The 21,078-nt window shown below is 43.8% G+C and carries 11 protein-coding genes; 4 read left to right on the top strand and 7 right to left on the bottom strand.

Annotation, left to right across the window (positions count from 1 at the left end; all coding sequences use genetic code 11):
- Positions 1-25: 25 nt before the first annotated feature.
- The 4 genes from IH597_05230 to porU form a co-directional block, all read right to left on the bottom strand.
- Complete coding sequence (locus IH597_05230) at positions 26-1,105, bottom strand: rhodanese-like domain-containing protein (protein MBE0661853.1); 1,080 nt, start codon at positions 1,103-1,105, stop codon at positions 26-28.
- 55 nt (positions 1,106-1,160) lie between these two features.
- A complete protein-coding gene (locus IH597_05225) occupies positions 1,161-1,808 on the bottom strand; it encodes a cytochrome b/b6 domain-containing protein (protein MBE0661852.1) in 648 nt (215 codons plus the stop codon).
- 75 nt (positions 1,809-1,883) lie between these two features.
- Positions 1,884-3,476 (bottom strand): tetrathionate reductase family octaheme c-type cytochrome, encoded by a 1,593-nt coding sequence (locus IH597_05220; protein MBE0661851.1) that lies wholly within the window; start codon positions 3,474-3,476, stop codon positions 1,884-1,886.
- A gap of 365 nt (positions 3,477-3,841) precedes the next feature.
- Complete coding sequence (gene porU / locus IH597_05215; protein ID MBE0661850.1) at positions 3,842-6,802, bottom strand: type IX secretion system sortase PorU; 2,961 nt, start codon at positions 6,800-6,802, stop codon at positions 3,842-3,844.
- A gap of 193 nt (positions 6,803-6,995) precedes the next feature.
- Between porU and pssA the strand changes: the two genes are divergently transcribed.
- Positions 6,996-7,739, top strand: coding sequence for a CDP-diacylglycerol--serine O-phosphatidyltransferase (gene pssA, locus IH597_05210; GenBank protein ID MBE0661849.1), 744 nt, complete (start codon positions 6,996-6,998; stop codon positions 7,737-7,739).
- Positions 7,740-7,889: 150 nt separating this feature from the next.
- Here the strand turns inward: pssA and IH597_05205 are convergent, their stop codons facing one another.
- The 3 genes from IH597_05205 to IH597_05195 form a co-directional block, all read right to left on the bottom strand.
- On the bottom strand, positions 7,890-8,672 hold the full coding sequence (locus IH597_05205; GenBank protein MBE0661848.1) for an alpha/beta fold hydrolase: 783 nt from the start codon (positions 8,670-8,672) through the stop codon (positions 7,890-7,892).
- A gap of 162 nt (positions 8,673-8,834) precedes the next feature.
- Positions 8,835-9,551, bottom strand: a complete 717-nt coding sequence (locus tag IH597_05200) for a pyridoxine 5'-phosphate synthase (GenBank protein ID MBE0661847.1) — start codon at positions 9,549-9,551, stop codon at positions 8,835-8,837.
- A 200-nt stretch (positions 9,552-9,751) separates the two neighbouring features.
- The gene (locus IH597_05195; GenBank protein MBE0661846.1) at positions 9,752-11,260 is read right to left on the bottom strand and encodes an acyl-CoA/acyl-ACP dehydrogenase; all 1,509 of its coding nucleotides are present in this window, start codon (positions 11,258-11,260) and stop codon (positions 9,752-9,754) included.
- A 3,051-nt stretch (positions 11,261-14,311) separates the two neighbouring features.
- On the opposite strand from IH597_05195, the gene IH597_05190 reads away from it, so the two are divergent.
- From IH597_05190 to IH597_05180, 3 genes are all read left to right on the top strand, one after another.
- Positions 14,312-15,394, top strand: coding sequence for a two-component sensor histidine kinase (locus tag IH597_05190; protein MBE0661845.1), 1,083 nt, complete (start codon positions 14,312-14,314; stop codon positions 15,392-15,394).
- 161 nt (positions 15,395-15,555) lie between these two features.
- Positions 15,556-17,559 carry a tetratricopeptide repeat protein gene (locus IH597_05185; protein MBE0661844.1) on the top strand — a complete coding sequence of 668 codons (2,004 nt, stop codon included), beginning with the start codon at positions 15,556-15,558 and terminating at the stop codon, positions 17,557-17,559.
- Between the two features lie 46 nt (positions 17,560-17,605).
- Positions 17,606-21,076: a hypothetical protein gene (locus tag IH597_05180; GenBank protein MBE0661843.1), complete on the top strand. Its 3,471-nt coding sequence runs from the start codon at positions 17,606-17,608 to the stop codon at positions 21,074-21,076.
- Positions 21,077-21,078 lie beyond the last annotated feature (2 nt).

The following is a 21,078-nucleotide window of genomic DNA, read 5'->3' as shown; positions in this document are numbered from 1 at the left end:
TGGGTCTTGGGTCTTGTAACTTACTTCAGCATCCCCCTTGAACAGTTACCGTTTCAAACTCTTTTGCTTTTTGCTGTCCTGGTGCTGGCAAGCCTTGCTTCACTATCGGCAATTCCTGGATTAGCTTTTCAGTAAATGTGCGCGTTGGTCTTGGTTCGGTTCGGGCCATAACTTCATGGATAAACCCGTTGGCGCCATAGGAGAGGGATCGGGCATCGTAACCCAACATGCGCAGGTAAGCGGCAACATAGGTGCTGTGCTGTCCTGAGTAACAGTAAACAACAATTTGTTTATCCAACGGAAGCGTATTCAGTTGTGTATCGCGGCTGAGGGATTTCTTGGGTTCATATTGGATTGCACCCTGAAGATGGCCGTTGCTGGTGTATTTATCTTCGGGCCAGTAGCAGACTGTATAATAATCACCCGGATTTGCCGAAAGTTCTTTCAATGAAATATTATAATCTTTGGGATCGTGTTTTAAGACCTCAGCCGCACGCTCCAAAGCAACTTCAAAGCCAGAGGTTCCTGAAGATAGAATACCTGGATAATCTCCTGCTTTGTTTTTAGGATTGGAAGTGGTTTCGAGTTTCCCAACCAGGTGGCTGCTGATGTTAGCAAGCCAGAATTTTTCTGATATACCGCGATCCCAACCACTCATTCCAAACCGGATTGCTGAAACATTATCGTAACCCAGTATACGCAGTACACCACAAACATACCCGGAGATATTCAGGTCGTTGCAAACCAAAAAGATGCTTTTGAAGGCCTTGGGATTAATACTGTGGGTAAAATAATCCAGGATGTTTCCAGCCTGAACATTCACCGCATGCTCTATATGGCCTTCGCTGAATTCTTCAGGCGTGCGCAGGTCAATGATTTGAATGTTTTCCTCACGCATAGCCCACACATTCTGCGCATCCGTGATGGAGGGGATTTCGGGGCTGTTGATGTAGTTGCCGTTTTTTTCGAACCATTCGAGCAGAAGCCTGGTCTTTTCGGTTGATGCAATTGGCTCACTGGCTGCATTATCATTGCTGCCGCAGGAAAAAAACATCCCCGCAATGAACGCAATCCCAAATAATGTTGTTAGAATCTTCAGTTTCATATTGTTAATTGTCTATGCAAATAATCATTCCCTTAAAGATTGCAATATATCATTTTCACACCAACTCCTCCTTTACCTCAGCCTCAGCCTCATCTTCCAACTCCTCCCATCCTGTAATCATGGCTTTCAGGTTCGAAGTTACCGTATGCCCAGTGGTGATCAGATACAAATGAACAACCAGGAAAGCAATGAGCAGAAAGGCGCCTAAAGTATGCAGCAAGGCAATAATTTCAAGGCTTTCTATATTGGAAGATTTTATCATACCCGATTGTGGATAGCGATAAAACATAAATAGTAGCCCGGAAACAACCATCACCGGGATTATCAAAATCTTAAGCCCCAGGTAAACCAGTCTTTGCAATGGGTTCAACTTACTCAGAACCGTTTTTTTGGTTGGGTGCGGCGCATTACGGAATATTCCGGTTATGTAATATTCCAACTGTGCTCTCAGATTTTTTGTGGTTGGAAGGTATTGCTTCCATTCGCCGGTGGTGATGTGCCAGAAAATTGCAAAAATGATGAGCACGATAAATGCCCAGGCAGCTTTGTTGTGCAAATCAACAGCGGAATCAAAACCAAACAGTGTATAGCTGCTGTGAATTTCGAAACCGGTGAGGGCCAGAAACATGATCAGGAACGATTGCGTCCAGTGCCAGAAGCGTTCAAAACCTTTGTAAACGTAAGCTCTTTTTGTGTTTTCCATTTTTTTTGTGATGCCGTGTTACAGTGATGCAGTTATACAGTGTTGTAGTGTTGCTGTAAAAACAGAATTAGTGGTCTATTTTACTTTATCTTCTTTTCTCTTGTGAGTGATAAATCGTACTGAGCCATGCATGATAACTCCAAGAAGTGAAAGAATTATCAGCAATTGCCCGAAAGTTTCAATGCCGGCGTTGTAATCGCGTCCGGGCATATAAAAATCGGTAAGATTTTTCAGCCTTCCATCATAGCGCGTATGGCAGTCTTTGCATTGCAGGGATTCAGAAGCAAGTGAAACCATGTGGTTCACAGGTAAAAACATTTCGGTTGGAATAAAATCATGTTTTCCGCTGTAAGGTAATTCAGCATATTCCATTCCTCTTTTCAATGATTCTTCCCAGTCAAGGTCAATCCATAAGGCTCCCTTGCCGGGTTCTGCATCCCATAGTTTTGGTTGGATGATGGTTAGGTTCTCGGTATCATAAGGTTGTGTTCCCCTGTGAACTTTGGTGGGATAAATCTTACTATTACGATCGCGGTATTCGCCAAAGAGCGTATTGATCTTCAAAGGCAGATCGTTTAAATCAATTTTCTCCATACAAAGGTGATGATCAGCAGTTCCGTTATGCCAGACGTATTCAGGCTCGACCATACGCTGCCAGGTGAAATCGCCTTTGATAGATGTAAAAAGTTCGTTGCCCAGTGAGTCAAGCTCCTGGTAAGGCAAACCTTCTTTCCTTCGTGTGGCTGTTGACCAATCCCATGACATTTTGGTGGCATTTACTTTTGCGTAAACCGGGATATGGCAGGTTTGGCAAGCTACCTTTACCGTGTGTTCGTTAAGTTTACTACTTGTGTGTGGAACGGCGGTATGGCACTGCTCGCAGGTGGCTCGCTGCGTGTTCGAAGAGGAAACGCCGTAATACCTGCCCAGCATCTGATGGTTCTCAGCTGGATGACAGGCTACGCATTGCATGTTCATTCCATCTACGCCCATGTGCACATCAATAGTTCGATCCGCAGTGAGCAGCGCCATTTCAAGATCGCCGTGCTTAACATTGTTGCCTCCCCCGCCATGAAAATGACAATAACCACAATTGGTTCGGGAAGGCTTACCCACATTGGCTAAAATATTCTTGAAATCTGGGCCATCAGGTCCCATCACCGGGTAACCGGCTCCACCCTTTGCTTTCTCGTAAGTGCCGGTATTGTCGTGACAAACAAGGCAGTCAATATTGAATTCGTTGGTGAAATCGAAGCTTTTATCTTTCCAGCCATAGCCGATATGACAGCGGTTGCAGGAACCTTCATTGGAGGCAATGCCAGTGCAAAAATTGTTGATCAATGACTTTTTACCTAGGTAAGTAACGCCTTTACCCGGAATAAATGCCTCGCGTTCCCACTTCCAGTGGGCATTGCCCAACACTTCTTTTCCACGCTCGGTGTGGCAGCTAAGGCAGGCAGCAGTTATCAGATGCGGATTGGTAAATTCTTGCTGTAAGATCTCATGCTTTCCATGATCCACGCCCGGTTGTAGTATCGCGGAGTATTCTTCACGTAACGATTCCAATTTTGAATTGTCAGTATTGGCTTCGCGCAACACCACAGTGATGATGATGAGCGGTGCAATTACGGCAAGAAGGAAAGTGATAATGGTTCGAAAATTCTGCATGGCCTTGTTAATGTATGGTGCGATAAAAATAGGCAATAATATCTATTTTGGCCTGTTGAAAAGACAAGATTTATACCTTGTCAATTCGTATGCAAAAATATACATAAGAATCTACATGTCCTGTATAAAGTGTAAAAATTCAGAATGGTATAAGTGCCGCTCAATTCACTGGATAAGAATTAATTATATGGGTTTCATTATTTAGAATGCATCTAAATTGCATTGATGTTAAAACTAATGCAAAAAAGTTGATCATAGCTGATCAATAATGCCATTAAAATACTGAGAACCGAAAAATAAAAGAACCTCCGGGCTACTCCATTCCTGGAAGCTACCCGGAGGTCTAATTCCATGTTCAACAAAACTTACTGTACCATCAACTTGCGTCGCACACTGTATTCATTTCCTTGTATTACGGCAATGTAAATTCCGGACGGCAGATTGCCCAGGCTTAGCTGCACCCTCATTTTACCGGCAATGTTTTGCCTGCTTACTTCGTTCCCAGCGAGGTTTATAATACTGAGATTTGTAAAGCCATGATTCTGTTTTAGAAAATCTACAAAAACCAGGTCGCGGGTTATTGTCGGGTAGATGTTCACAAGGCTTTCGGCAAATATGTCATCGTCAATTCCAAAAGGTCCGCCACCAGCCATCAGGAATTGGGCTCCGGCAGCATCTGCATTGGTTCCCAATGCATACCAACTTAGCTTCAAATCGCCATACTCACGGTCAAGTTCGCCGGGAAGCTGGAATTGCGCTTCGAATTTACCGTCGGAAACCGCACCATCAACAGTAAGGATCACATCATCACGTCGCATTAAAATGAACGGGTCACCCTGGTTGCCCAACGTTGTGTCAGGATAAGCCCTTTCATAAAGCGTGAGATTTATGGTTCCTCCAAATCCTGAAATTACATTTCCATCATGGTCTATGACCGATCCTTTGATTACAACTCCCTGGGCTGGAGCCAATGTGTCAGCAAAAATCTGATAAGCGATCCCAATAACAGAATCAATTACCGTAATTTGTTCGGGAAGCGAAAGTTGGGTTGCCGGATCGCCAAGCAAGGCATGACGGCGGTTTTGCACATGCGACATTTCATTCTTAGCCTGCTTCATAACATTGCCGACTCTTGCAGGACCCGAATTGGTATGAATGAAGTTGGTGAGAGCATTATTGAATGAAAGATTTGGGCTTGCATAAACAGGGGCAGTGGGTGCAATAACCGCAATGGCTCCCTGTTCTTCCCGTAACATAAGATCGTTGCCCTGATAAAGTATTCCCGGATCAGAAATATTCACATACTTTGAACCCATCACAATAAACAGCGGAAGTTTGTCATGGTTATCCAGCGCGGAAATATCCTCGGCGGTCAGAACCCTTTCGGCAGCTAATCCTTCGGGGCCTGAGTGGCCAATATAATTAAATACCAGCGTGCCCTGGTTCAGAGCTTGTTTGATTGCTTCGTTCGCTTCGGGATAGCGAGGTCCATCAGGGGTCTGCTGTAGCTCAAACTGATCAAGATAAATCTTTTTTTGATTAAAAACCGGGTTGGATTGCTCCACAGTTTCGCCAACTGCTTCAGTTGCATTCATGTGCAGGCCGGTATCGCCATCATCTGCCACCAGGGTATAAACATTTCGCCACTGCCCGTATTTTTGATCATTGGTGGAGTAATGAATAATCTTGTCAACCATTGCTTTCGCTTCTACTGCATTGGTTGCCGGAAGCCGGCCTATGGCCACATCAAGCGGTTCGGAATTCATGTTCATATCCCAATCGCCATTGCCATCCTGCAAGGTGGCAAAGAAGTCGTCGGTGTTATAGCTTAAAATCGGATCGAGTGAATTAAGTGATTGGTACACCGGCACAAGGTTACTATTGGGTGTAATACGGTTCCTGTAATCATACGACCCCATCCCGAACATGAGCACATACTGCAGGCTTTCATTTTTTTCAGCAGCTTTATCATAAAAGAACCGGATCATATCACGGATTGCTGTTACATCCTGCTTTCCCGATGAAAACTCATTGTAGATCATTTTTACATCAATGGCGTGAACCGTAAGGCCTGAATGAGTAATGTGAAAAGTTGCTAATTGCTGTGCTTCAGTCAGCAGCGAAGGATGTGAAATGATAAGCATATCAGCGGCAGGAAGCCCTCGAATATTCTGATTTGGGATAGCGATCATTTCAACCGGGGCCATAAATTCACGCGGGCTGGTTGCAACAAATTCATAAAGTTCTTCAACTGGGATCACAAAAGACAATGATCTGGTTTCGGGAGAAAAAGTTGCATCAACCCTGGATGCGTTGTTATGGTCGGTGATGTCCCAAACCATAAGATCATCAGTGGCATCGGCAATAGTATACTCTCCAATAAGCCCTGAACCAACAACCAGGGGATCACGGAAATGGAACTGCTCACCTGCCATTTTCATTTCCCGGCGAAAATTGATGCTGATATAATCCAGCCAGCCTTTTGATTCCGGTGCAGTAGATTCATAATCAACGGAGAATAGCAGGTCAGGACTGAGATCATCAGAAGTAATGGTCTTGCTTGCAGATCTTATGTGGCCCAAAGGTAATGAAGCAGCCAGGTTGAGCGAATCAATCCACAGATCGTTGAGCATTAAATTAAAAGTGGATAAATCATCTGAAAGTGCAGCGACCTGCCACTTGATAGTAAGCGGTGTTAGTGGGTTAACATTAATAAGGCTGAAATTGAATTGTTGGGGATTGGCATCAGTAAATTCTTCTCCCAACCACTGTCGGCCCGAGTTCAACGGGTTCACAATTTCAGCTTCATGAAAAACATAGTCAGGATAGGTAAGGATTTTGTCGGTAGGGGTAAGTGATGATTGGTTTATCGTGTCAATTCGTTTTCCAGGCGAATCGGCAATAGTGAAATAATAAATGGTTGTATCGGCAAAATGATTAAGTTGGTGTTCGTAAAGTTGTGAGGTTTCATCATACTTAAGGGTAGTTGTGCTGCCACCATAAAATAAAATGTAATCGAAGAAGTTGAATACACCATTCTGCTGCCCGTTAACATATATGGCTATTTCTTCGAAATCCTGTGCCAAAGGGGCAGAAGCAGCATGTGGTAACATTCCTCCCCCATTTCCATACATTTTAATATTAACGGGGTTCAGAGTTGACATGTTAATGCCTAGTGAATTAAGATGTGAGAATGTGAGCCTGTAAATACCCGGCTCAACAGTTTTGATCTGGTACCAATCGCCTTCTGAAAGCAATGAAGGGCTCTGTGTGTAGGCCAGCAAAGTGAAAAATAATGCTGTGACTGTGACGAGGAACTTTTTCATGACATTAAGTATTTTGTTAATGGTAAGAACAATAAAAATTAACGCTGTAGGCTTTTACGATGACTGATTGCAGAGGATTTTAAAAAAAAATCTGAGCATTAACCCTGAGGTTTACAGTGGACAAATTTATCATTTATTTCCATCTGTTAAAAGAATGGTTTAGTTTTGTTACTGAAATAACACCCGGAACACAATGGTCAAGAGCATTCCAAATATTTTAACATTGCTGAATCTATTTAGTGGTTGTATTGCCATCGTACTTGTATTTAACGGGGCCTACACGCATGCATCATGGCTGATAGTGATAGCCGCGGTTTTTGATTTCCTTGATGGAACCGCTGCACGCTTGCTTAATGCCCGCAGTGAGCTTGGCAAGCAACTCGATTCGCTGGCGGATATGGTATCTTTTGGAGTGGCACCGGCAAGTATCATGTATGCTTTAATGGTGAACACAATGGGATATGCTGTTGGGGGATACGTGAATTTAAACGCAGTTCCGGCTTTCTTTATTGCGCTGTTTTCAGCCCTGCGCCTGGCGAAATTTAATATTGACGCTTCGCAAACCTATTCATTTCGCGGACTACCAACACCGGCCAATGCCTTATTCATCAGCGCATTGCCTTTTATACATTTACATGCCATATCAAAAGGCAGTTTTCATGCAATGCTTGGCAGTTGGTTTGATAGTTATTATGTGCTCCTTGGCTTGACTTTATTACTGAGCTTTCTCCTGGTTTCAAACCTGCCGCTGATGGGTTTAAAACTCAAATCAGTAAGCTGGAAGGAAAACCATTATAAATACATTTTTCTGATCCTTTCGGTAATTATGGGCATTTTGGTTGGCTTTTCGGCTGCGCCCTTTATACTGTTGCTTTACATTTTTCTATCGGTTGCGGAATATTACCATATGAAATTTGAAGCTGAAGAGGATGAATAGCTTTGAACCAGACTGGGTTGTTTTTACCGCGAAGGCGCAAGGTGGGTTCCGATGCTATCGCTTCCAGCGATAGTATCGGTAATAGATCCCGACAATAGTTATCGGCTAACGATAGCATCCGTCGCGGCGGATACTATCGTGAAGTTGGATCTACAGTTTGCACTCTTTTCCGAAAAAGCTGCTTAGCAAATCGCAAAGCTCCTCCGGCGCATCAGCATGCACCCAGTGGGCGGCGCCTTCAATGGTTTCAATGGTGGCATTGGGGAAATATTCAAAGATCAGGTGTTCATCCTTTTCTGTTATATAATCCGATTCTGAACCTCGCACAAACATGGTTGGGCCGGGATAAGCGCCATTGAAAACAATTCCCTTGGCGATCTGATCCATGTTGGCGGCAATATCACTGATATTGATGCGCCATGCCAGGCGCCCGCGGTTCAAACGATGCAGGTTTTTAAGAATGAACCAACGGATACGTTCGCTTGCGATATGTGATTTTAGTTTCTCTTCCACATCCTTCCTGTAATCCACCTCATCAAAATTCACCGATTCCATGGCTGAAATAATATCTTCATGAATGCTGCGGGTGGAATACGCCCTCGGACTAATATCAACAATCACAAGCTTCTGAACCATGTAAGGATGCTCGATGGCAAAATTCATAGCCACCTTGCCCCCCATACTGTGGCCGATGATCATGGCTTTTTCAAGCCCGTGTTCATTCATGAATTCCCTGAGATCGTCCACCATAGCGTAATAGTTAAAGGTGGAACTGTGAGGCGAATGACCGTGATTACGCAGATCGGGAACATATACCTCATATTTTTCGGCCAATCGTTTGGCATGTGTGACCCAATTATCGGAAATGCCAAACAAACCGTGGAGGATGATGACCGGCTCGCCAGATCCAAATTTTCTGAAGAAGAGTTTCAAAATTATGGAGATTTATGAGTTTGAACAGTAGAACAATAGAACATTAGAACAAAGAACATTTGAATCATAGAATTTTGAAGTGTTACAACGATCTTAAAACTGATCGCAACAAGCCCTACGCGGAACATCAAACCCGGAACATCGAACGCCAAACTTCGAACTTCAATACTTCAACCTTTCAAGATACAGTTGCACCGTGTTTTCCAACCCGAGGTAGAGAGCGTCGGAAATGAGGGCGTGGCCGATGGAAACCTCCATCAAGCCGGTTATATTGTCTTTAAAATATCGTAGGTTGTTGAGGTTAAGGTCGTGTCCGGCATTGAGGCCAAGTCCGGCTTCGGCAGCCGCTTTAGCGGCTTCAATGAATGGTTTGATGGCTGCTTCCCTGTCTTTTTCATAATTGGCTGCATAAGGCTCGGTATAAAGTTCCACGCGATCGGTGCCTGTTTTTGCCGCCCGGAAAATCATTTCCGTATCAGTTTCAATAAACAGCGAGGTGCGTATTCCGGCATCATGAAACCTTTTAACCACTTCTTTCAAAAACGCTTCGTGCTTAATGGTATCCCAGCCTGCACTTGAAGTCAGCGCTTCCGGCGGATCGGGAACCAGGGTAACCTGATGCGGTTTAACCACTAGCACCATTTTGATAAAATCTTCTGACGGATAGCCCTCGATGTTGAACTCGGTGGTTACTACTTTTTTCAGTTCATATACATCGCTGCGGCGGATATGGCGCTCATCGGGCCGGGGATGTACGGTGATTCCCTGCGCGCCAAATCGTTCAATGTTTTTTGCAGTTTCAATTACATCCGGTACATTGCCACCCCGCGCATTGCGCAAAGTAGCAATTTTATTGATGTTTACACTCAAACGGGTCATTCGTTTTTTCTTGCAAAGGTAGGAATTTGTTGGGCGCTGTTGCTGGTTGAGAATGGAAGAACCGTATGGCAGAAAATAAATTAATCGCTGTGAGAGTTAAAAGATCAAAGATGTATTTTCCAGTTGTAAAAAAACTTTCTACCAAGCTCGGATTAAAGAAGTTGCCAAAAAATCTTTCACTGCTACAACCACCGAACCATTCACCGGAAACCCCGCCACGAACTGTTTTCATTGTAATCTTCAACAACCGCTGTTGTATTTTTAACGTTGAAACCGCTTATCAGTGAGGTTATTTCCTGGTTAAGCATTTCGAGCCCATTGTTGATCAAATCCTTGCGGTAGCCGGAATCGCCAAGGTTAATAACCATTTCAGAAGAGACAATCCGCCCCAGCACCTGGCCAAGTTCCACCATTTTGCGTTGCGGGAGATTGGTATCCAGATCAAAATCAAGGAGCTTTTTAAAGAAAGCAGCCGATTTCGCAGTTAGGTCAAAGTCTTTCAGGAAGTGGTAAAGGTTACTTTCCTTAGCTTTTTTCATCATTTTTAGAAGGCTGCCCGTAATTTGTGTGTACAATATATCATTAGGGCCCTCAAAGATCTGGAAGGGGCGGCTGTCAATGATACCTCTTCCGGCAATGTGATCGAGTTTAAAGGCGCTGGCGCCAAACAACTGTGTGGCCGATTGAGCAGATTCCTGCATGATATCGGTGACCACGCATTTCACTGAATTGGATTCGAACCCAATCATTGAAAGATCGTTATTGATATCGGCCGTTTTACAGCTGTGGGCACACATGGCTGCACATATTGTATAATATGACTGAAGCTTGGCGAGCCGCTGCTGAACCTGATCATGGCTGAAAAGCGATTTTCCGCCAATGTATCGCTGTTTCACATGAGCCATGCTTTCATCAAGCATTCGTTTTACGAATCCGATAGCCATGCCAGGAATATGCAGCCTGCTGCGGTGCAAGAGATCGAGCATCATTTTCAGGCCGGTGGTTTCAGGGATCAGTTTATGGGTTTTGGGTAGTGTTACATCAATGCGGTTTCGTCCGTAAGGAATCTGATAGAGTCCGAGGTTCGAAAACACTTCTTCAACAATGATTTGTTGTCCCGGGCTTGTTTCATCGCAGATAAAGAAATCAATATCTCTTTTAAGCTCGCCCGAAGGCAGGCGTTCACGAGCTGTGAGCAGCCAGTATTCTGCCCAGCCTGTCAACCCGGCCCAGTGTTTCAGACCCCTGAGCTTATACTTGCCATTCACTTCAGTAAAATGTGTTTGCATATTCAGAGCATCACTTCCGAACCCTGGTTCGGTAATCATTAAGCCACCCATGTTCTGGTGGTTCAGGAACCTGTCAAAGATGGGTTGCTTGATTTCTTCCTGACCGTATTTGCCAACAGGTTGAAGGAATAAGGCCATGTTGATACCCAACGTAAGCGATAATGCAAGCGATTCATATGCAGTGGCTTCAAGCAGTGCAATGGTTTCTTCCATTTTGCTTCCCCGGCCACCGTACGCTACAGGAATTGCCACCGATAGAGGATTCAGACTCATGATCTCACGCAGTACAAAAGGGGGCATTCCACGTTTGAGCGCTATCTGGTCAATGCTGGCCCTTACATGGAACACATTCTTCATGCGCTCTTTTATATCGCATAAAAATTTTTCAAAAGGTATGTCCTGTATATTCGTTGTGTTCATTGGTGTTCTTAGATTCATTTTTATGCAGCACGAGTGCGTAAAAGCTTATTCTTGATGGGTTTTTATCATTTATTAAACATTTGTAGCTGCATATTGTTGCCTGTCATCTTTTCATAATAAGCTTCAGAAACTTTCCGGATCAAATTCCTGACAGCACCCTGGCATATCAGAAAAACTATTTGTGTAAACCAAATCGTTTCCGGTATGTTAAGTAGCTTGTATTTAGCCAATATGCTTATAATTATAAATAAGCAATATTATCGGCACTACTTCAAATGAACCAGAAAAACCAAAACAATGAATTATACGATTGCAGTCCCGCAAAAATCAATCAGCGGGGTTTTACCCATAAGACTGGTTGGAGAGTTTTTTCTCTACTCAAAAATGTGGGTGTTTTTCTTCTTGTTGCTGGCAATGATTCAGTCAGGCCAGCTAAAAGCACAGCGCACCCTCACCACCAAGGCCGGCGCTACCATCCACGCTTTTTCGGCTGAAGACGGCATTCCTGGTGCCAATTTTTCAAATGCAATTGTTACTGAAGATGGCTACATCTGGCTAAGTACAACATCAGGAATTGTTAGAATGAGCGGAAATGAAATTGAAGACTTTGGTTCGGAATACGGAATACCATTGATGCGGCAACTTCATTACGATCGCAAACAAAATACGTTATGGTTCACTGATGCTGAATCCCTTATAAAATATGACCACCAGGAAATAGTTCGCTACGATGCAAGAGATGGATTTATAATGCCAGGCGGGGCACGTAAGGAAGCAATTGCAATGCTCAGCGACAGCCGGAACCGCTTGTGGATAGGTTCGTTAACACCCCAGCTCAACACACCCAATAACGGTGGTTTGGTACTTTTTGAAGATGGAGAGTTCAAAACCATATCAAAAGAGATGCTTCCGCTGCATAATGTGGCCGGAATCAAGGAGGCTTCTGACGGCTCGTTGTGGTTCACATCCTATGGATATCATGCCAATGGGTTTAACAATAATTACGCATGGTTAGCACAGTACAAAGACAATTCGTTTCAGGTTTTTGACACTTTATGCCCTTGTATGAATGTTAACCTGACTTTTAAGCAACCAAAAGGTTTGACACCGGCAATTGTTGAAGACAAACAAGGGAACCTTTGGTTTCATTGTACCGGAAGAACCAATACTACAAACCGGAGTTTTGATAAACACGGATTATTTGTGTTCAGGAACGATGCATTTGAGCCGGTTCAGGAGGTCAACAGCCAACAGGAAAATGGCATCCGGATATTTGAGCAATTTTATGATAAAAGCCGGGATGAACTGTATGTTGCATTTACCAGGAATGAAGGTTTTCCCGTCAATCAAATCAATGATATACTGATGGTTTTGCGCAATGGTAAATGGCAGCAGGAAGTTGTAGTGGAGCCTGAAACACTGATAAGCATGCTTGAAGATGAATATGATACCGATAAGATTTTGCCAATTCAGTTTTTTATGAACACGCTTGCCAACGATAAACTGACGGCAAGTTTACTGATTGTTGACCTGCCAACCGGGCGGTGGTTCAGCGTTGTGTTCGTAAAAGAGGGAGGTGAATGGAAGTGGATGGATACCTTGCCTGGCATACTTATCATGAACCCAGAGGAGAATACATACTTCACCGCACAGCAGGAGCCGGATAATGTTGGAATTTATATTCCGCCTTTTTCAAGATTGCTCAGCCAATCCGACGGCTTGACGAAATTACCAACCGAAGGAGGTCAGCTATTCACCGATGATGAAGGAAATGTTTGGATTACCTACGGCAACCGCTGGGATGTTTCAACCAAAACCTGGAACTCAGCAGGCCTGAACATGTGGGATGGTGAACGGCTACATAGCTTTACTACCGATGATGGTCTTAGTTCCAATGCGGTTTTTGATCCTATTCAGTCTACTGACGGTTCGCTATGGTTCCCATCTGATAATGGAGTAAATCGCTTAACAAAGGAAGCTGGGAATTACAGGATTAGCAATTTTTTTACCGAAACCAAAGAAGCTTTCCGTGTATCTGATGCTGTTGAAAAAACCAGCGGCGAAATATTCTTTTACCAGACTTACGTTAATCCCGGAACCGCTGAGCAGCCAGGTTTCAAACAATTCTTTGGTCGGTTTAATGGCCGGTTTATTGAACCATTTGCCCCACCCTTTCCTGACAGTGTGCTAAAATTGCCTTTTCAGGCATTTGAAATGTTCGCCGACAGGGATAATCGGCTGTGGATATATGCACGATTTGCAGGCTCAGACAATGAACTTGCTTCGGCAGCAACAATTATCAGGGTACTTGAAGATGACTCGTGGTTTGACCCTACCGAAGAGTGGCAGGTGCCTGATACCCGTTTGTTCTATGTTGGAGAACTCAGCAATGGTATTTATTATATTGTGAACGGGGGATATTACAAATTTGATTTTGACCTCAAAAGATTTGTTGATCTCTCTGACAGTATTGCACCTGGTGTTGATTTCAGAATACTTCAGCAGGTAATGACCTTTAACATGAAGTTCGATATTCAAGGTAAGGAGCATCTATATATCCGCTTGCGCGAAAGAGGCCTGGTAATATTGGATGAGACCAGCCTTACTTATCTCGACCGCCGTAACGGATTGCCTAGCCTGCAATTGCTCTATCCCAATATTGACCGCAACGGCGATGTGCTTTTCACCGTCCCAAACGGAGGTGTAATATTTAACGGCAAGGAGTTCATTTATATCAGAGACAATGCCGTTAAAGATGGAAGTCCCCGGGCCATTGCCCGCGATAAACATCAAAACATGCTTATCCTGTACCAGGGACTGGGTATCTCAGTGACTAAACTGGATACCATGCAATACCCGGTTCGATTATCTTCGGTATGGGTAGGTGACGAGCGTTTTTTCGAAGGGCAAACGGTAAAGCTCGAAGCGAACCAAAACAACATTGAATTCCACTTTGCGACCCTCAATTTTACAAATCCGGAAAACGTACAATTCACATACCTCCTCGAAGGTTATGATCAGGATTGGAGCCGACCCACAAAAATCAACTTCATGGAGTACAGAAACCTGCCTGCAGGCAATTACACGTTCCGCCTGAAAGGTATTAGCCCGGGCAATGTTTTCTCCGAAGAAGCAGTATTTCATTTTACTATTGCCCCGCCCTGGTGGCAAACCACGGCAGCTTACATTCTATACACCATTTTATTGGTAGCGCTCATTTATTTCACTAACCGGATTCAACGCCAGCGGGCTGTTGCCAGGGAACGCGAGCGGGCAAGAGAAAAAGAACTGGTACAAGCCAGGGAAATCGAAAAAGCTTACACCGAACTTAAGGCAACCCAGGCGCAACTCATTCAATCAGAAAAGATGGCCTCACTTGGAGAACTTACCGCCGGTATTGCCCATGAAATTCAGAATCCGCTCAACTTTGTCAACAATTTTGCGGAAGTGAGTGGTGAGTTAATTGATGAGGCTAATCAGGAGTTGGCAGTTGGCAATGGGCAGTTGGCAAAAGAAATCCTGACAGACATCCGGCAAAACCTCGAAAAGATAAATCACCACGGCAAACGTGCTGATGCAATCGTAAAAGGCATGTTGCAGCATAGCAGAAGCGGCAACGGCAAAAAAGAAAGTACTGATATCAATGCCCAGGCTGATGAATATTTGCGACTGAGTTATCACGGTTTACGAGCCAAAGACAAATCATTCAATGCAAGTTTTATATCCAACTTCGATCCGAACCTTCCAAAAGTTGAGGTTATTACGCAGGATATTGGCAGGGTGCTGCTGAATTTGATCAATAACGCTTTTTATGCGGTGATTGAAAAATCGAAATCCATTCCGGCAGAGACGCAAAGCATTGGGTCTCTAAACGTATATAAACCCACCGTAACCGTTTCAACTAAAAACCTTGGTGATCAGATTGAAATCTCAGTAAAAGACAATGGCAATGGCATTCCTGAAGAAATCAAAAACAAAATCTTCCAGCCATTTTTTACTACGAAACCCACCGGGCAGGGAACAGGATTGGGATTGTCATTGAGTTATGATATTGTGAAGACGCATGGCGGGGAATTGAAGGTTGAGACGAACCAGGGCGAAGGGTCAACTTTTATAATAGTCTTACCGGTATAATTATATACACACTCAATTTTCGCAAAATGCCGGATAAAAACCAGAACATAGAAGAAGCCCCCAAGGTATTTGAAACCTTTTGGGTAAGTTACCTTAAAGGAGGACTGGAGACTTTTTCATCTACCCGCCCCATTGAAGAACATCGCCAAAATACATAAGTCATGAAAAATCTCTTTTATGTATGGCTCTTTTTGCCGCTGATAGCCAACGCTCAGTCTAACCTGCCATCGCAAACAGCTGACTCCCTCTGGCAGGTATGGCAGGATGAAACGCAATCAGACTCCATAAGACTGAAAGCGCTGGATACTTTCATCTGGAGGAAATACCTCTTTACCCAACCCGACAGCGCATTTTACTACGCACAATTGGAATTCGAATATGCCAAATCCAGGGGCTTGAAAATACATATGGCCGACGCCCTCAATACACAAGGTATTTCATTCGCCATAAGGGGCAATTCCGAAAGGGCCATTGATTATTTTATCAGAAGTTTGAAAATAAAGGAGGAAATTGAAGATCAGATGGGAGTGGCCAATTTGTTGAACAACATTGGAATTATCTATGAAGATCTGGGAGATTACACAAGGGCCATTGACAATTATATGCAGAGCCTGGACATTCAGGAAGAGATTGGCAATATGAAAGGTATGGCCAATGCGCTGAACAATATTGGCAACAGTTTCTACAACCAAAATGATTTCATCAAAGCCATTGATTACCATACACGCAGCTTAAATCTCAAAGAAAAAATCGGCGATAACAAAGGAATCTCAGAATCTCTGAACAACCTCGGACTTGTTTATCAAAAACAAGGTGACCTGACCAAAGCTTTGGATGCCTTTACCCGCAGTTTAGAAATAAAAGAGGAATTCGGAGACAAACAAGGCATGGCAAATTCATTGAATAATATCGGTTTTCTTTATCTGGAGCAAAGCAATTACAACAGCGCTCTTTTGTTTAGCCGGCGTGCTCTAAACATGGCAAAGGAAGTAGGCGCAGTATCTCAAACCCGCGATGCTGCAAAATCACTTTGGGAAATACAAAAAAATTCAGGCAATTACAAACAAGGTTTGGAGATGTATGAGCTGTATATACAGATGCGCGATAGCATCCTGAGCGAAGAAAACGTGAAAGAGGTCATCCGGCAGGAGTATCAATACGCTTATGAAAAACAAGCAGTGGCCGATAGCGTGTCCAATGCCAGGGCGGCGGAGCTAAAAAACGCACAAATCGCCCAACAACAAGCCGAACTAAAAGCTAAAAGGAATCAGCAATACGGTTTGTTCATTGGTCTTGCGCTGATGGTCATTATTGCCGGAAATGCTTATTATCGGTTCCAATCCAAAAAGAAAGCCAATGTTGTATTGCACAAAACATTGTCTGATCTCAAGTCCACCCAGGCCCAACTCATCCAATCTGAAAAGATGGCCAGCCTCGGTGAACTCACCGCAGGGATTGCCCATGAGATTCAGAATCCGTTGAACTTTGTGAACAATTTTGCGGAAGTGAGTAGTGAAATGATTGATGAGGCTAACCAGGAGTTGGCAGTTGGCAATGGGCAGTTCGCAAAAGAAATCCTGACAGACATCCGGCAAAACCTCGAAAAAATCAACCATCACGGCAAACGTGCCGATGCCATTGTAAAAGGAATGTTACAACATTCACGAACCAGTAATGGCGTAAAAGAACCAACCGATATCAATGCATTGGCCGATGAATATTTGCGGTTGAGTTATCACGGTTTACGGGCAAGAGACAAATCATTTAACGCAGATTTTAAAACTGACTTTGATGAAACCCTTCCTAAAATCAGCGTCATCCAGCAGAATATTGGACGAGTTTTGCTGAATTTGATTAACAACGCTTTTTATGCTGTTTCGGAGAAAAACCTGTCAGGTTTGGAAGAAAATTACAAACCCGCCGTAACCATCTCCACCAAAAATCTCGGCGATCAGATTGAAATCTCGGTAAAAGATAATGGAAACGGCATTCCTGAAGAAATCAAAAACAAAATCTTCCAGCCGTTTTTTACAACAAAGCCCACCGGGCAGGGAACCGGGCTGGGCTTAAGCCTGAGTTATGATATTGTAAAGGCGCATGGTGGGGTACTTAATTTCAGTACATCGCCTGGCGGTACCATTTTTAAAATCCTGTTGAACAAATAGCGCCAGGACTCCATTCATAAGTATAAACTATAAAAAGGTTAAGGTATTGAAAACGAATTACAATTATTGGCTTTGGCTTTTCAGTCTGTTTTATTTCCTTGCTGACCCGGTTGAGGCACAGCAGCAGAAAAACCTTCGCTTTGAGCGGTTCACCATTGAGCAGGGGCTTTCATCTGACCGCATCCGCGACATTGCACAAGACCACTTAGGCTACATCTGGGTGGCTACCGAATCCGGAGTTAGCCGTTACGACGGTTATGACTTTAGGGTATATCGCAACATTCCTGGCGTATTAACCACAATCAGCGATAATTTCTCAAATGTAGTTTATGCGGATAAATATGGAAAGATCTGGGTTGGTACAAACTCGGGGTTGAATCTCTACAACCCTGTTGGGGATTCATTTGAAAGAATATTCCACGAACCCGGAAACGATTCCTCTCTGCCTGGCAATGTAATTCACGAAATATTTGAATCAAAAAGCGGCGATTTATGGCTGGGTACGAACAACGGGCTTGCACTTTATGACCGTAAAAACCACTCTTTTGTAAGTCAATGGAATAAAAACGGCGAACGTGTTGACCTGCGGGGAGTTGAAGTCGTATCAATAACCGAGGATGCTTATGGGACACTTTGGATCGGTTGCGGCAACAAAGGTCTGATAACTTACAGTCCGGCAGAGCAAAACATCCGTTTTTTCGATCAGGAACCCATCCCAGGTGTTTCGTTTCCATCATCCAATATTTCGAAAGTACTGGCAGATTCATTTGGTAATATCTGGATCGGGTTTTTGTCAAACGACATTCAGGAAATCACCATTGGTAACACAACGGTTGCCGTAATTGATGGATTAGGGAGGTTAAACACGGAAACAAATAACTTCACATTATTCAGGTATGATCCGGTAGCCCAGCCCGGATTATGGAACAAGGTGTCAGATATTCATGAAACACGCGACGGCACCCTTTGGGTTTCAACCTATTTAAATAATTCTCTTTGCGGCCTTCATCGTTTTGACAGGCAAACGGAACTATTCACCAAGCACTCATTTGACCCCCAAAATCCTTCAAGTTTATCATGGGCATATTCCACAGCGGTGTATGAAGACCGTTTTAGTAATTTGTGGGTGGGAACATCCAGAGGCCTAAATAAAGCAGATCTGGATAAATGGCAAATGGAAACCTTCAGTTTCAGGCCAGACGCACCTAATCTCTTGCTGGACAATTATTATGGAATCGAAGAAATATATGACGGTGTGTTTTGGATTGGTCTGGATGTGACAGGAATCATCGAATGGAACCGGAATACGGGAGAAAAAACACATTTTAGTCCGCTTAATCCATTTTCTGAAGGTGCTGAATTGGACATTTCGGCAGGCGCAGCACATATTATCAAGAAAGATCATTCCGGAGAAATCTGGATTGGACACGGCGTTAATGGTGTTGCCCGTGCCAATCTGCATACAAAACGAAGCGTAAGATATGTTTCGAATGCAGATAATTCAGGTGCCTTAAGCGGTAATTTTGTTACCGGTATATTGGTGGATCGAATGAATACGGTCTGGATAACTACCACCGATGGTTTGAACAGGTATAACCGTGCTGATGATACCTTTACTAGATGGACTACGCATAACAGTGAAATTGGCAGCAACAATCTGAATACGATTTTTGAAGATAGCCGCGGCATCATTTGGCTTGGAACCAGAGAGCATATTTACGACCCAAAACCTACCCGTTCAGATGGCCTGATTAGATTTGACCCGGCCGGTGAATCCTTCACCACATACCGACATGATCCGAAAAAAATAACCAGCCTCAGTAATGATGCAGTTAATTCAATCGGAGAAGACGAAAATGGCATGCTTTGGATTGGTACGAACAATGGACTCAACCGCTTTAATGTAAATGATGAAACCTTTGAACATTATCATGTGAAAGACGGGTTGCCGGACCCGATTGTGATCGGTTTGCTGTTTGATAATGAGGGAACTATTTGGCTGAGCACATTAAAAGGCTTATCCCGGTTTAACCCTGAAACAAAAGTCTTTCGCAACTACGACAAAAGCGATGGGGTGCAGGCAAACCGCTTCAATGATTTTTCATATTTCAAGACCAAAGAGGGGGAACTGATTTTCGGCGGGGTTGCTGGCGCAAATTATTTTAATCCCTCCGAAATCTTTGAAAATTCAAAGGAACCTGTTGTTCACCTTACCAATTTTGGGGTGAATAACAGCCCGTTTGCGTTGAAAGAACCGTTGCAGGAAATCGGGGAAACAGAACTTAATTGGTATGAAAATTCTGTGGGATTTGAATTTACCGCAATCAATTTCCGTTCTCCGGAACTTACTGTGTATGAATATACTCTTCAGGGATATGACGACGGGTGGATATCGGCCGGCACCCGCCGTTTTGCAAACTATACCAATCTACCCCCAGGTAAATATACTTTTCATGTTCGCGCAGTGAATGCGGAAGGCATCGTGAGCAAGGTCAATGCAACAATGGCAATACGGATACGACCACCCTTTTGGAAAACCTGGTGGGCGTATGGGTTTTACTTAATCCTGTTCGTTGCAGGAATTCATGCTATTGACCGGTATCAAAGAAAGCGACTGATTCAGAAAGAGAGAGAGGAAGCGCGGGAAAAAGAGCTCGAACAAGCCAGGGAGATAGAGAAAGCCTACACCGAACTCAAATCCACCCAGGCTCAGCTCATCCAATCCGAGAAAATGGCCTCCCTGGGGGAGCTTACTGCCGGTATTGCGCATGAAATTCAAAATCCACTGAACTTTGTGAACAACTTTGCAGAAGTGAGTGGTGAGATGATTGACGAGATGAAAGAGGAGTTGGAGGAGGGGAGTAAGCAGTTGGCAGTTGGCAGCAGGCAATCAGGGGAAGAGAAATTGGAATTGGTGAAAGAAATTGCAGAGAACATCAAACAAAACCTGGAAAAAATAAACCACCACGGCAAGCGCGCTGACGCCATTGTGAAAGGAATGCTGCAACACAGCCGTAGCAGTAATGGCGCAAAAGAACCCACCGATATCAATGCCCTGGCTGATGAATACCTGCGTCTTTCCTATCATGGTTTGCGAGCAAAAGACAAATCATTTAACGCAGATTTTAAAACAGATTTTGATCCCACTTTACCAAAAGCTGAAGTTATTCCACAGGACATCGGCCGGGTTTTGCATAACATTATAAACAATGCCTTTTACGCAGTTTCTGAACGGGGAAAGCAAAATGAAAACGGTTACAATCCAGAAGTTGAAGTAAGCACAAAAAACCTGAACGATAAAATCGAAATCAGGGTAAGAGACAATGGAAATGGAATTCCAAAAGATGTTTTAGATAAAATCTTCCAACCCTTCTTCACAACAAAACCATCCGGGCAGGGAACGGGGCTCGGATTAAGTTTGAGCTACGATATTGTGAAGGCGCATGGCGGGGAACTGCTGGTGGAGTCAAAAGCAGGCGAAGAAACAGAGTTTATGATTCTATTACCAATGATGTAGAC

It is taken from the genome of Bacteroidales bacterium, from assembly GCA_014860575.1.
Classification (GTDB): Bacteria; Bacteroidota; Bacteroidia; order Bacteroidales; family JAAYJT01; genus JAAYJT01.
This window is presented reverse-complemented; position numbering and strand designations above follow the sequence as displayed.

Excerpts from the sequence above, each read along its gene's own strand:
- IH597_05185 (MBE0661844.1), top strand. The coding sequence starts at position 15,556 with ATGAAAAATCTCTTTTATGTATGGCTCTTTTTGCCGCTGATAGCCAAC.
- IH597_05220 (MBE0661851.1), bottom strand. The coding sequence starts at position 3,476 with ATGCAGAATTTTCGAACCATTATCACTTTCCTTCTTGCCGTAATTGCA.
- IH597_05190 (MBE0661845.1), top strand. The coding sequence starts at position 14,312 with ATGGAGTACAGAAACCTGCCTGCAGGCAATTACACGTTCCGCCTGAAA.
- pssA (MBE0661849.1), top strand. The coding sequence starts at position 6,996 with ATGGTCAAGAGCATTCCAAATATTTTAACATTGCTGAATCTATTTAGT.
- IH597_05200 (MBE0661847.1), bottom strand. The coding sequence starts at position 9,551 with ATGACCCGTTTGAGTGTAAACATCAATAAAATTGCTACTTTGCGCAAT.
- IH597_05225 (MBE0661852.1), bottom strand. The coding sequence starts at position 1,808 with ATGGAAAACACAAAAAGAGCTTACGTTTACAAAGGTTTTGAACGCTTC.
- porU (MBE0661850.1), bottom strand. The coding sequence starts at position 6,802 with ATGAAAAAGTTCCTCGTCACAGTCACAGCATTATTTTTCACTTTGCTG.
- IH597_05195 (MBE0661846.1), bottom strand. The coding sequence starts at position 11,260 with ATGAACACAACGAATATACAGGACATACCTTTTGAAAAATTTTTATGC.
- IH597_05230 (MBE0661853.1), bottom strand. The coding sequence starts at position 1,105 with ATGAAACTGAAGATTCTAACAACATTATTTGGGATTGCGTTCATTGCG.